Raw genomic sequence first — 12,556 nt, 5'->3', positions numbered from 1 at the left:
GCTTGCTGGCGTGGCAGGCCCCCTCTCCGACCGCTTCACGATCTCCCCACCTCCCCCTTGTGGGGGTAAGCCATCGGTTCGCGAAGCGAATTCATCGTGCCGGTGGCACGATCAAAGGCAGCGAACGCCGGGACGCTGCGCAGCAGCGGGGACCCGGCAGACGAGACCGCAGGTCCGGGTGGGGTGCCTGGCGCCGCCTCCCCGCTCCGATCCGCTTTGCGGATCGACCCTCCCCACAAGGGGGAGGGTAAAATCAGCCCGCCATCGCCAGCGGCACGGCGCTCTTGTTGGGGATCTGGATGTCGATCTCCAGCGTCGACATGGTCTCGCCGCGGTCCATCGAGACCTGCAGATAGTCCTGGTCGATCTGCACATGCTTGGCGATGACGGCCATGATCTCCTCGCGCAGGATGGAGACGAGGTCGGGCTGGCTGCGGTTACGGCGCTCATAGGCGAGCAGCACCTGCAGCCGCTCGCGCGCCACCGGCGCGCTGGAGCGCCGCTTGAAGATGTCGAGCAGGTTCATGCCGCCCTCCTTCCCAAAAGACGATCGAGGAAACCCTTGCGTTCGAACGGCACGACGACGGGCAAGTCCTCGCCCTCGAGCCGCCTGGCGGCGTCGATATAGGCCTTGGCCGCCGCGTTGAGCGGCTCCGACAGCGTCACCGGCGAACCGAGGTTGGAGGCCCTCAGCACATCCTGGCTCTCGGGAATGATGCCGAGCAGCGGCGTCGACAGGATCTCCAGCACATCGTCGATGGAGAGCATTTCGCCGCGCGCGGCACGCGCCGCGTCATAGCGCGTGACCAGCACATGCTTGGCGATCTGCTCCCCATGCTCGGCCCGCAGCGTGCGGGCATCGAGCAGGCCGATGATGCGATCGGAATCGCGCACCGAGCTGACTTCCGGATTGGTGACGATGACCGCCTCGTCGGCAAAGCGCATGGCGAGCTGCGCGCCGCGTTCGATGCCGGCCGGGCTGTCGCAGAACACATAGTCGAACACCGAGCGCAGCTTGTCGATGACTTCGCCGACGCCGTCCTCGGTCAGCGCATCCTTGTCGCGCGTCTGCGAGGCCGGCAGCAGGAACAGCGTCTCCACCCGCTTGTCGCGGATCAGCGCCTGCGAAAGCTTGGCCGAGCCCTGGATGACGTTGACGAGGTCGAACACCACGCGCCGCTCGGCGCCCATGATCAGGTCGAGGTTGCGCAGGCCGACGTCGAAGTCGACAAGCGCCACCTTCTTGCCGGTCTTGGCGACCGCAGCACCCAGGGCTGCCGTCGAGGTCGTCTTGCCGACGCCCCCCTTGCCCGAGGTGACCACCACTACCTTGCCCATGAAAATGCCTCCGTTGTTGTTATGTCGTTGGTCGAGCGGCCCTGCCGGCCGCAACAAATGTCAGCTGAGCGGCGCGACGCGCAGCCCGTCCCCGTCGAGAAATGCCTGGATTGGCTTGCCACGCGAAACCCCTTCCATCTCCTCGGCGGTGACGTACCAGCCGTCGACCGCCAGAAGCTCGGCCTCGTTGCGGCGGCAGAAGATGCGCGCGCCCTTGTTGCCGAGCGCGCCCGCCGAAGCGCGCCCGCGCAGCGTGCCGTAGACATGGATCGAACCCGCGGCGATGATCTCCGACCCGGAAGCGACCGAGCCGAGCACGATGACATCGCCATGCGGATGCACGATCGCCTGGCCGGAGCGGATCGGCGACTTGATCATCAGCGTGCCCGAAGCCTCCTGCCCAACCTGCGGCTCGCTCTCGCCTGCTTTGCTTGCGCCAACCTTGTCAGCCTGCGCGCGCCCCACATCCGCGCGTCCAGCACCTGCACGTTCCGCGTCCGCACGAACCTCTGGCGCCTTGCCCTCGGCCTCCGCCCTCGCCTTGCGGCCGGGCAGCAGCCCATCGGTCGTCGCCTCCTTGGCGCCGACCAGCACCGGCGGCAATTCGGCGCCGAGCGAAGCCCCTTCGAGCTCGATGGCGTAGATGCGGATGCCGCGCAGGCCAAGTTCCGCCACCAGCGCCGCGATATCGCTCGCCCCGGGCTTCAGCGTGTTCAGATCGAGCAGCACCGGCCGGCCGCTGAAATAGCCGGGCGAGTTGCCGATCCAGTGGTCCAGCCCCTCCAGCCAGGCCCCCAAAGGCGCCTCCGGCGTCAGCGTGAAAGCGACGAACGAGCGGGCGCGAAAGCGAATGGATTTGGCCTCGAGGGGAGCGGCAAAAGTCACTGGCGGCGAATCCTTACTGATAGGTAAACGCTAGCGAGTGAATGGTTAACGAATGATTAACGGGGGGAATGGGTGGGCGGCGGAATGGGTGTTCCTGACAGGGTTTGCCCGAGGTTCGAGTATCACCACTCGTTTTCATGGAATCGGCTGGTACCGAGGGGCTTGTGAGCCGATATCTTCGGAACCGACTGGGGTGACGTCGACCGACCGTCCCGGCGGTCACAGCTGCTCGGCAACACGAACGGCTTCAGAAAGAGTTGACGGCGAATAGGCCCGCTCCCTCCTCCACTGAGCGCCAACGCACTTCTCGACTGCAAATTCGCCTTTGTGGGGCACTACTCGAAATTGCTTTTTAGCACGGTGCAACACAGGATGTTGGCCAATGCGCCATTCTGGAACTTTGCTCCTGACGTTGTTTAATTTAGCTGCGAGGTCGGCAACAGACGAATAGCGGTCTCCTAATGCCTTGGCGCAGCACTTTCTTATGATGGTCATCAGAGCGGTTGGCGTCCAAGCGGGCAGCGTCGAGCAGTCAAGAATACGACTTCGAGCAATTCTGGACTCGATAATCGATGTGGCAAATGCCTGTTGATCCCAACCGGCAAGCTCATCGTATTTTTTCTTTTCCCTGTCACTAAGCCAATCGCGTTCGTGATAAGGCAAATGGCCGCCCAAAACCTGATAGAAAACCATTCCAAGTTGATAGATGTCTCCTTGGCGGTAGAAGCACTTTTGATCAAGCTCCTCGGGCGGTCGATAAAGGAGCGAATGCCGGGTTGACGTCTTAGCGTAGCCATCATCGTTCTGAACCACTACCGATCCAAAATCTCCGATCACAAATCGATCGTCCGAAAGACAGAAGATATTGGACGGCTTCAAATCGCGATGCAGATACCCATTGCCATGCAGGAAGCTTGCGCCAGCTGCGATCTGGCTTAGAACATCGATTGCCTCGACTGTGCCGAATTTGCGCTTCACCAAGGCATCATCTAGATCGCCAGATGCACAATACGGCGTCATAAAAAATGCATCGTCCTTATCGATGCTCTCAGCGTGATATACCTTGAGGATGTGCTCGGAATCGAGATTAGCGAGCAGCGCAGGTTCGGCGTGATCGCCGCCACCCCAATGGTAGAATTTAACTACGACATTGCGCTTGAGCAACTTGTTGTGACCGATGAGCACATGACCATTTGCGCCCTTGTCAATCATATTGCAGAATTCAATGTCCTTTGACAGCTCTTCGGCCTTTAATCTGATTGCTGGTGGTAAAGGCGAAAAATCCAATGCCATTAGAACTCCTTGGCACGCTTGAGGTGATACACTCCACAGCGATATGCATCTTCTTGGTATTTCAAGATTCCACCTGGAATACCTCCCAAGTTCGTCTTTGCGAATTTTGATAGTGCGACCGGATTAACAAAAACCACCTCACAATCGGAGAGCTGAAACAACGTTTCTATTTTGAATGACACAGCTCCTCCTCCCCTTTTCCCCCCTTTCGCCCTTGCCTTGATGGCAAACACGTCAACACCATGCTCATGAGCAAATGTCTTCACCGCCTGGAGAAGCCCCTTGACTGCGCTGCTGTCCTTGTCGTCGCCCAAAGAGAGCTTTCTGGTCTTGCAGCCTATGTGATGGGGATCGTCGCCCTTGACCGAAACCAAGACTAGCCTAGCCTCGCTGGCCTTTAACTCGACTCCACATACAATCACTCGAAATCTCCTTCACTGTGATCGGCTTGGTTCGATCTGATTCGTTATCAAAGGTTGATTGACGGGTAACTCCTAAGGCAGACGCGTACGCTTCGTATCGGATGCACTCTTCATGCAGACGCCCGATGCGCCTTCGGCAGCAGCATGGCACGAACGTGTGATCAGAAAGACAATGCTGGGATCGATCTGCTACACTCACTAACTCTTTGCAAAATTCTCTTTCACGAAATATGTATTATCAACCTGTTCTGACACCATCGTTATCTTATTGACCTCATACAGGGTGCAGTTTAACAGCGCGGCCGCATCAAGGTCGAATAGCGCGATATTGTAACCGTTTTTTCCAAAGTTGCTCTTATAGGCGACACCGTCGAGGCCCTCGCGCTTGAATAGCTCCGCGATTATCTGAGTTGGCACATAGTCGGCGTAGTCGTCACTGCGTGTGATAGGTTTTGCGAAAGCTCTATCGATGGAGGACCACACAGCTTCCTCACGCTCGACTGCGTCGGGCTCCTCAAAATAGAGGTTCATCTTGTTGTGTCCGCGAGAACAGTCAATGATTGTGAGCGACCGCAGCGTGCGAAACTGGGCGACAGATACATGCGATCCGATCCAGGGCCGGACCTCCGCAATAGCGGTGTCTCGTTCGGTTGCTAGATACAGGCACGGTATACCTTTCGGGTTGGCACGACCGTCGCTTGCCCGGTCTCGCAACGGCTTCATGCGCTCTGGCGGATAGGCGCTCAGCACCTCGAAGGTCGCTCCTTCCTCACCTTCCTCACCTTCCTCCCGTTGGCCATGACCAAGTTGCGAACGCCAGAAGAGATAACCCTCCTTGAAATCTGTTCGGCGCTTGGCGCTGGTCGCCAGAACGGTTTCCAGAAACCGTTCTGTTTCAGGAGTGCGCACGAAACGCAGTTCACGGCTGACAGTCCGATGAAACTCCCAATAGCTGCGCCAAGAAGCAAATTCCGCCAAGTGTTGTCCCCCAGATCCCGCACCGCCAACGGTGCACGCTCACAGTCGATACATGGGCTCAGTTAAACTCATTCAATCCGCGCAGCATCTTCATCGAGACGCACGACCCACCCACCGGCGCCGTCGTCGCGCGGGCCTTTGGGCACTAGTTCCTTCTCACCCAAAGTTAGACGGTGGTCTCGGATGGACGAAATGTCCCCGAGAACCGCCAGTTTCAGCATGTGGCGTTCGACGCCGACGAAAGCGGGCCTCATGCTTAGCCGCGACAACGTCTCTTGATCGGATCCAGAAAGCCCGTCCGCCGGCAAAACCCCCCCGCGGGTTACAAATCCTCCAATAAGCTCGTCCTGGGGTTCGACTGGGAAACTGCCAACCACCCGGTGTGTCGAGGCCGCTTCCAAGGCGGCGGTCGCCCGGGTGCTTGCTTGCGAGTGCATGTTCGGGAATCGTCTGGTCACCAGATCACGAAGCGCGGTGGCAAGCGTCGGCAACTCCAGGCGGTCGAGCATGCTTGCGTAGTGCATTCGAATCACGCCCACTTGCAACTCGTCGATTTCTTTGGGAAGTATTTCGTCGCCTTCTTCGTCCGGGTCGTGAACAGAGAGCATGGGCGCCCAGTCAAGCGGCGCTGCGAACCCCCACCGCGTCGCAATAGCATAGCGCTTGAAAGGGGCTAGCCCGTGTCTTCCCCAGATCTCCGCGCGCTCGGCCTGAGCGAAGGCACGTCGCAAAGTCTGATTAGGGCCGCTCCTTTCGTGGCAGCCCTTGGCCTCTACGATGGCCATTCCCGGTAAAGAGCCCCACGCCACCCAATCTGGCAGATCGCCGCGTTTACGCGGCACACGCCGAAGCTCGCCGCGCATTGGACCCGAAAGGCGCATCGGCGGCTTTGTAACGTGAGCGAAGTGCGTGAGGTTTAGATGGAGTGTAGCGTAAGCTCGGGCCACGAACCGCCCAAACAGGCCCGACAGCGCGGTCTTCACCTCCCGCGACTGGCCAAGCGGCTCTCGGAACCGGAATTCGGCAGAAGCCGTAGCTAAGAGTGGATGGAAGAGGCCCCACAACCCTACTGCAGGCCCCGGACTTTGAAGAATTTCCATCAAGCCGGCGTCTTCCACAGCGCGCGTAGGTATGTCGACTGTGGCGCCTAAACTTGAACCTGAAGCCGGCGTAAAATTATGAGTGAAAATCGGCATTTTATCCCCCATCTTTGCCCAGTAAGAACTTTGCAGGCAGTAATCGACTTAGCAAGACGAGAGACAGGGGGGAGAAGTCGAATTTACAAAATAATATTGTCGGCGCGATTTTTCCTCTGCGATGATTTGTGCTGTTGCGATCAAAGGCCGTCTTCAAAAACATAGTGGTCTTTTGATACCGGCTGCCTGCTCGTTGCGGCGAACTGGCTTCTCCACGACCTTGGTAGGATAGATTAACCAGTTGGTCGCGTCACCAATTCTGCATGCCGTGGTGCAGCGCTATTACGCTGAGGCGCCCCGCCATTGCCGGCCCTTCCAGCCCCCGACCTGTGTCCTTGGCGGTAAACGTCGCCGCCCGACGACATTCGCATCGCGGCCGGGGCTTGCTTGGTGTCGGAGCAGGTAGTCGTGCAATCATCGCCGGTCGGCACCTTGCTGCCTCGGCACATCACGGCTGCAAGTGCCGGTTCGCAAGCACAGGTTGACGGCAGCAGATTATGAAGCAGCCCGCCCCAAGCGCAAAACACCAACCTGACCCGCAATAGGAGTCCAGGCGGGATCGATTGGCGGGCAATTGGGAATCCTCCCCTCGCAAGCACTCACTGCGACGCGATTATGAAGCAGGTCTTTCGACCGCCGTGGGCAGCCGATTGCACCCGTGCATGGAGTTTGTTGACAGGATGGAACACAGTGGCATTGCCACGAGTGGAACGACGGCCTTACAAACGCCTGACGACGAACTCTCAGGAGGGCAGGCGCTACTATGAGTGGCTGGTTGCATACTCTTCCACTCGCTTGGATGGCTCTCGTCGTGTTCGGGGCCACCTATATCGTCTCGTTCATCTTGCACCAGGGCATCGCCGCTCTTTCCGTGGGCTCCACGGCGCGGTCATTCAAGGCGCTTTCGCCTGGCATGTTGCCGCCGCTCGGTATCATCTTTGGCTTGTTTGTGGCGTTCACCGCGGCTCAGGTCTGGAGCGACAACGATCACGCCAATGCGGCAGTCAATCGCGAGGCCAGTGCATTGCGGTCGGTCGTGCTTCTGGCGAGCAGCTTTCCGGGCGAGCCCGAGGCGCGCTTGCGGACGCTGGTGCACAGCTATATCGAGGAAACGACGAGCCAGGAGTGGCCACTGATGGCCGAGGGCGCGGCGACCGTCACCATAATCCCGCCTGCGCTTAACGAGGCGCTGCGGACGACGCTGGCTTTGACGCCAGGCAATCCCGGCCAGGAGATCGCGCAGCGCGAGATGACGAGGTGGCTTGAAGACGCCTTCGAGGCGCGTCGCCAACGGGTTCTCGTCAGCTCCGCGCAAGTCAACCCCACGAAGTGGGCCTGCCTGATCCTGCAAGCCTTCTGTGCTCTTCTCGCGATCGCGATCGTTCACAGTGATAACCGAATGGCATCGGCGATCGCTCTTGGAAGTTTTGCGACGGGCGTGGCGGCATCCGTTCTCTTGATTCTCGCCCACGATCGGCCCTTCACGGGAGAGATCGCAGTGTCGCCGCAGCCGTTGCTGCAAGTCATGCCGGAATCCAAAGCGGGCGGCGGCGGATGATACAGGTAGGAGTGCAGAGACGGGTAGATTCCCGCTCTGGTGTGGCGCCGGTGACAGCGGTTAAGCCAATCTCTTCGGCCGACATGAGGCGCAAAGCAGCCATGCCGTCGTCGCGTTGTGAGACTCTGATTTAGTGACAAGCAAAACAGCAGCCCCTACGACTCGTCCCTCTCATCGCGCAAATTAGACACAACGCGGCGGTTCTGCGACCTGCAGGCGGAGTTGGGGCAGTCGCGGACGAGCCTGTCCTTGCCGTAGCCCTTGGCCCACATGCGGTTGCGGTCTATGCCGCCGGCGGCGAGGTAGTCCATCACCGCATCGGCGCGCTTCTGCGACAGCGCTGTTTCGCTCGCGCCGGGATCGTCGGCGAAACCCTGCAGCTTGAGCAGCCAGCGCGGATTCTTTGCCAACCAGGCGATCTGGGTGTCGAGGGTGGCCTTGGCGACAGAATCGAGCGCGGCCGAACCTTGCGTGAAATAGATGCGGCGGCCGACATTGAGGATAAAATCCTCCTCGCTGCCCGGCTGCACGTTCTGGAAGCCGGCAACCTCGGCGTTGGTGACGTCGGGCGTGGGAGGGGCCAGCGTGTTGCTGGTCGAGCAGGATGCGGCCAGCACCAGCAGGCTGGCGGCGAGCAGCCGGCGCGTGTTTTCAATCATGCGGCTCATGAGGCGCCAATCATTCGACAGTGGTGGAAGCGGGCGCCTGGTCGGCGATGTGCGGCAGGACCTCCACCGCGGTGCCGATCGGGCACCGCTGGTAGAGGTCGATGATGTCTTCCGGGAACATGCGGATGCAGCCGCTGGAAGCGTCGGTGCCGATGCTCCATGGCTCCAGCGTGCCATGCAGGCGGTAGCCGATGTCAGCGCCGTCGCGGTACAGATAGAGCGCGCGCGGCCCGAGCGGATTGTTGGACGCGCCGCCTGCGATCATGGGCGGTAGCTCCGGCCTGCGCTTACGCATTTCGGGGGGCGGGACCCATTGCGGCCACAGCGCGCGGCGGTCGATCGTCGCGCGGCCGTACCATTTGAAGCCCTCCTTGCCGACGCCGACGCCGTAGCGGATGGCGGTCTTGTTTTCCATGATGAGGTAGAGGAAGTGGTGGCGGGTGTCGACCACGACGGTGCCGACCGGCTCGCTGCTGAAATACTTGACGATCTGGCGATGCCATCTCTTGTCGATCTTGGCGAAGTTGGTCTTGCGATAGACAAAATTGTTGTCAATAGCGGTGCCGGCGAAAAAGGATTTTGCCGTCGCGGCTTGAACAATATTGCCGGTTGCGCCAGCCGCGACCAGCGCCAGGCCGCCGAGCACGACCCCCCTGCGTGATAAAACCATCGGCAATCCCCACTGCCTTGAGCCTGGCGGACCATAGTTGAGAATTAGTTCGCCTCAAAGTGGAAAATGCTGCGTTGCTTCAGTCCGGCGTTACCGGTCTATCCACTTTTGATCCGAACCCAAGACTGTAGACGCTCTCCGATCGGCACCGACTTCAACAAAATAATGGTCAGTGAAATTTGACTCGCCGCTCGCCGCGACGAACCTCAATACGCGCCTGCACCTTACGCTCGTGCTTCTCGACCGCCTCACGAGTGTCGAAAGGCCCCTCACGCTTGCCGGGTTTTTCGCCCTTCTTGCCTGGGCGCTCCGTCATTGCCGGTCCCTCCAGCGCCTCGACCGTGTCGTTGGCGGCAAACGTCGCCGCCTGATCGACATTCGCATCGCGGCCGGGGCCTTGCTTGGTGTCGGAGCAGGTTTGTCGTGCTAGGATCGCCGGTCGGCACCCTGCTGCCTCGGGCAACGCGGCTGCAAGTGCCGGTTCGCACGTACGCCGCCAGGCTGGCGGCGCAAGATTTTGTTGCCGGAGGTTTTTGCAAGAGCAAGGGGACGTCGATGAGCGCAAGGGACCGATTTTTCCGTAGCCTGGTGGCTGGCCTGTTTGCCGGTGTCTTCTGGGTGGATGCCGCCTTGGCGCAGGGCGCGGGGTGTGCGTTCGCGCCGGAGGGCGGCACGTCCCGACAGATCCTGAGGTGTCAGGAAGGCCTTACCATCATTGTCGAAGGTGGGGCTCGGTTCACGCTGGCGGACCGCGATCGAAACGGCAAAGTCGATACCGTCAGGTTGCGGCGCAAGGCGCTGCTGCTCGATGCTCCAGCCGGCTCGATCCCGGGTGGCTTCGCGGTTGTCACCCCACAGGCGATCGCCGCGGCGCGAGGCACCAAATGGGCGGTCGACGTCGGCGGGGGCAAGACGTCTGTCTTCGTCCTCAGAGGCCGCGTCGCGGTGAACCGGCCGGCGTCCAGAGCCGGCGTTGTGCTGGCGCCGGGCGACGGCGTCGACGTCGAGGCCGGAACAGGACCACTGACCGTCAAGCGCTGGCCCGCCAAGCGCGTTTCCGCCTTGCTGGCCCGTTTCGGCCAGTGAGCGGCAGTGAGCCGGCGAGCGCTTCCGACGCTGATCGCGCTTATCCTGGCGGGTCTTTGGGGCGCCGGCCTGGGCTTCGCGCACTGGCGCGGCAATTTGTGGTTTCTCGATCGCGTCGAAGCCACGATGACCGATCTTCGAACGCTTGTGCGAGGAACGGCAAAGCCACCGGAGCTGATCACCATTGTCGCGATAGACGACGAAGCGGTGCGGCACGAGGGTGCATATCCCCTCAGCCGCGCCACGCTTGCCCGGCTTGTCGATACGATCGCGCGCCTTGGACCGAAAGCCATTGCGCTCGACCTGCTGCTGGTCGATCCCGGGGAAAAAGACAACGATGAGGCGCTCGCACGTTCGCTGAGCGGGAGTGCGAGCGTCATCGCTGCCGCGGCGGTCTATCCCGGAGGTGAACAATGGACGGTGGCCAAGGGCGACGGACCCATCGCCGGCGTGCCGAATGCCGAGCGGTTCCTGTGGCCGCTGAAAGCATTCTCGGATGCCGCCGCCGTCGGCGTCGTGAACGTGGCCACCGACAAGACGGGAACGCCCCGCTTCGTGCCGTTGCTGTTTCGGGCCGGAGACCGGCTGGAAACGTCTTTCCCCTTGCGTGTTGCCGCCATGGCAGCAGGAGGGGATCCAGAAATCGCCGCCGATCATCTATCGCTGGGCGGACGCTCGATCCGGACCGACATTGGTCACATCCTGCCTCTGACCTTCTATGGCCCCCGCGGCACGATCCGCACGATCAGCGCGGCGACCGTGCTGGACGGCCAACTCGATCCCGGCGCGATCCTGAATAGAATTGTGGTGATCGGAGCCACGGCAACCGGCACCGGCGATGTTTACCCGACACCGTTCGATCCAATACTCCCGGGCGTCGAAGTCATGTCGACGGCGATTGCCCATCTGATGGCCGGCGACGCAGTCGTGCGGGACCAGTATGTCCGGCTTGCCGATGCCGGCTTTGCGGTGGTGCTGCCAATGGTCCTTGTCGGGCTGTTGGCATGGCGGCGAAACGCGGGGGGCCTCGCGGCGATCGCCGGCGTGGTCCTGGTCTGGCTGGTGGTCAACATGACCGCCTTCCTGCACCACATCTGGCTGAGCGCCGCGTTGCCGATGACCGCCGCCATTCCGCCGGCCATCCTGTTCGGGGCCGCGCAGCTTTGGCTGGGCAGGAGCCGGGCGCAATTTTTCGCAACGCAGAGCCAATTGCTTCAGCGCGTTGAAGCCCCAGGCATGGGGGAGTGGCTGGCCAAGCATGGCGACTTCCTCTCGGAGCCCGTCCGGACAGACGCCGCCATCCTGTTCATCGACCTGTCCGGCTTCACCGGATTGAGTGAAACACTTGGACCGACCGCCACACGCGAACTCCTGAACAGTTTTCATGCGTTGGTCGGCGAAGAAGTGACGCGTTGCGGTGGCGTCGTCACCAGTTTCATGGGCGACGGAGCCATGATCCTGTTCGGTCTGCCGGAACCGGCGGCGAATGACGCCTTCAATGCCGCCCGCTGTTGCGTGGGGCTCTCCAGCCGCACCAGCGATTGGCTGGCGTCGTTGCCTGCATCGACCGCATCCCGGCTCGGCTTCAAGATTGGAGCCCACCACGGAACGATCGTGGCCTCTCGGCTCGGCGGCGAAGGCCGTCAGCACATCGCAGCCATAGGTGACACGGTCAACGTTGCCAGTCGCCTGATGGAGATCGCGGCCGACCAGGATGCCGAGGTCGCGGTGAGCGACAAAATGCTCGATGCCGCCGGCCGCGACTGCGCGTTGTTCAAGTCCGGTACTTTGAAAGGGCCTGTGGAAACACAGATCCGTGGGCGATCCGGCTCGCTCGCAATCTGGCTTTGGCAGAGTGCAGGGACGCCGCAGTAGAGCGTCGCCGCCAGGCCTGCGGCTCACGCCGCGAGTTGGACCTCACGGGCGGCCGCGATCATGACACTCGCGAGCAAGCCGTAGGCTGCCTCCCAGGCCTCGCGCACCGCCGGTGTAAAAGCGGGGCCGAGGCCGGCCGCCAGCGTCTCGATCAGCGCTTGCCCGACGATCGGGTAATGATGCTCTTCGACACCGTAGGTGACGTGACGCTTGGCGAGTTCGCGCACGGTGGGCAAAATGGTGTCGGCACGATCCAGTCCATGCACGACGAAGCCCAGGCTCGCCATCAGCTTGGCGCCTTGCTTGGTCATGTCTCTCACCGGAAACAGCGCCCGAAGATTCCCGTCGATCGCGAACAGGCGTTCATAGAACAAGGCGGCGGCAGCCGCACGGATCGGGACGACCTCACGAAAACTATCCTGGACAAGTCGAATCTGGTCGGGTGTCATCGGCGCGCTCTCCTCTGGTTCTGGTCTGGGTGAGCCTCGACCATGCGCCCGGGGCGTTTCGCATCCATGTCGCCTGTCGCGCCTATGTGTTTCAGTTATGTCTCAATTTGGTTTCAGGTTGCATTCGATTGTTTTCAA

The 12,556-nt window shown here is 61.2% G+C and carries 14 protein-coding genes; 3 read left to right on the top strand and 11 right to left on the bottom strand.

Annotated features, from left to right (window positions below; all coding sequences use genetic code 11):
• Nucleotides 1-253: 253 nt before the first annotated feature.
• The 7 genes from minE to AC1DYW_RS15225 form a co-directional block, all read right to left on the bottom strand.
• Nucleotides 254-526, bottom strand: coding sequence for a cell division topological specificity factor MinE (gene minE, locus AC1DYW_RS15255; protein WP_024501686.1), 273 nt, complete (start codon nt 524-526; stop codon nt 254-256).
• Nucleotides 523-1,338, bottom strand: coding sequence for a septum site-determining protein MinD (minD, locus tag AC1DYW_RS15250; RefSeq protein ID WP_477226767.1), 816 nt, complete (start codon nt 1,336-1,338; stop codon nt 523-525). The genes minE and minD overlap by 4 nt, the downstream gene beginning before the upstream one ends.
• Nucleotides 1,339-1,398: 60 nt before the next feature.
• A complete protein-coding gene (minC, locus tag AC1DYW_RS15245) occupies nt 1,399-2,223 on the bottom strand; it encodes a septum site-determining protein MinC (RefSeq protein ID WP_477226766.1) in 825 nt (274 codons plus the stop codon).
• 219 nt (nt 2,224-2,442) lie between these two features.
• Nucleotides 2,443-3,516 (bottom strand): serine/threonine protein kinase, encoded by a 1,074-nt coding sequence (locus tag AC1DYW_RS15240; protein ID WP_477226765.1) that lies wholly within the window; start codon nt 3,514-3,516, stop codon nt 2,443-2,445.
• Nucleotides 3,516-3,938 carry a DUF3010 family protein gene (locus AC1DYW_RS15235; RefSeq protein ID WP_477226764.1) on the bottom strand — a complete coding sequence of 141 codons (423 nt, stop codon included), beginning with the start codon at nt 3,936-3,938 and terminating at the stop codon, nt 3,516-3,518. The genes AC1DYW_RS15240 and AC1DYW_RS15235 overlap by 1 nt, the downstream gene beginning before the upstream one ends.
• Before the next feature lie 198 nt (nt 3,939-4,136).
• The gene (locus AC1DYW_RS15230) at nt 4,137-4,916 is read right to left on the bottom strand and encodes an RES family NAD+ phosphorylase (protein ID WP_477226763.1); all 780 of its coding nucleotides are present in this window, start codon (nt 4,914-4,916) and stop codon (nt 4,137-4,139) included.
• A 68-nt stretch (nt 4,917-4,984) separates the two neighbouring features.
• Nucleotides 4,985-5,524, bottom strand: coding sequence for a hypothetical protein (locus tag AC1DYW_RS15225; protein ID WP_477226762.1), 540 nt, complete (start codon nt 5,522-5,524; stop codon nt 4,985-4,987).
• A gap of 1,399 nt (nt 5,525-6,923) precedes the next feature.
• Between AC1DYW_RS15225 and AC1DYW_RS15220 the strand changes: the two genes are divergently transcribed.
• Nucleotides 6,924-7,670, top strand: a complete 747-nt coding sequence (locus tag AC1DYW_RS15220) for a bestrophin-like domain (RefSeq protein ID WP_477226761.1) — start codon at nt 6,924-6,926, stop codon at nt 7,668-7,670.
• A 155-nt stretch (nt 7,671-7,825) separates the two neighbouring features.
• Here AC1DYW_RS15220 and AC1DYW_RS15215 read toward each other — a convergent pair whose 3' ends face one another.
• From AC1DYW_RS15215 to AC1DYW_RS15205, 3 genes are all read right to left on the bottom strand, one after another.
• Nucleotides 7,826-8,338: an OmpA family protein gene (locus AC1DYW_RS15215; protein WP_095091251.1), complete on the bottom strand. Its 513-nt coding sequence runs from the start codon at nt 8,336-8,338 to the stop codon at nt 7,826-7,828.
• Nucleotides 8,339-8,348: 10 nt separating this feature from the next.
• Entirely contained in the window at nt 8,349-9,008 is a 660-nt protein-coding gene (locus AC1DYW_RS15210) for a L,D-transpeptidase (RefSeq protein WP_477226760.1), read from the bottom strand.
• Nucleotides 9,009-9,177: 169 nt separating this feature from the next.
• The gene (locus AC1DYW_RS15205) at nt 9,178-9,471 is read right to left on the bottom strand and encodes a hypothetical protein (protein ID WP_477226759.1); all 294 of its coding nucleotides are present in this window, start codon (nt 9,469-9,471) and stop codon (nt 9,178-9,180) included.
• Nucleotides 9,472-9,563: 92 nt separating this feature from the next.
• On the opposite strand from AC1DYW_RS15205, the gene AC1DYW_RS15200 reads away from it, so the two are divergent.
• Complete coding sequence (locus tag AC1DYW_RS15200) at nt 9,564-10,094, top strand: FecR domain-containing protein (RefSeq protein WP_477226758.1); 531 nt, start codon at nt 9,564-9,566, stop codon at nt 10,092-10,094.
• Between the two features lie 6 nt (nt 10,095-10,100).
• Nucleotides 10,101-11,969, top strand: a complete 1,869-nt coding sequence (locus AC1DYW_RS15195) for a CHASE2 domain-containing protein (RefSeq protein WP_477226757.1) — start codon at nt 10,101-10,103, stop codon at nt 11,967-11,969.
• Nucleotides 11,970-11,992: 23 nt separating this feature from the next.
• Here the strand turns inward: AC1DYW_RS15195 and AC1DYW_RS15190 are convergent, their stop codons facing one another.
• The gene (locus AC1DYW_RS15190) at nt 11,993-12,418 is read right to left on the bottom strand and encodes a globin family protein (RefSeq protein WP_477226756.1); all 426 of its coding nucleotides are present in this window, start codon (nt 12,416-12,418) and stop codon (nt 11,993-11,995) included.
• Nucleotides 12,419-12,556: the final 138 nt, after the last annotated feature.

This window comes from Mesorhizobium sp. P2_D5, from assembly GCF_056404355.1.
This window is presented reverse-complemented; position numbering and strand designations above follow the sequence as displayed.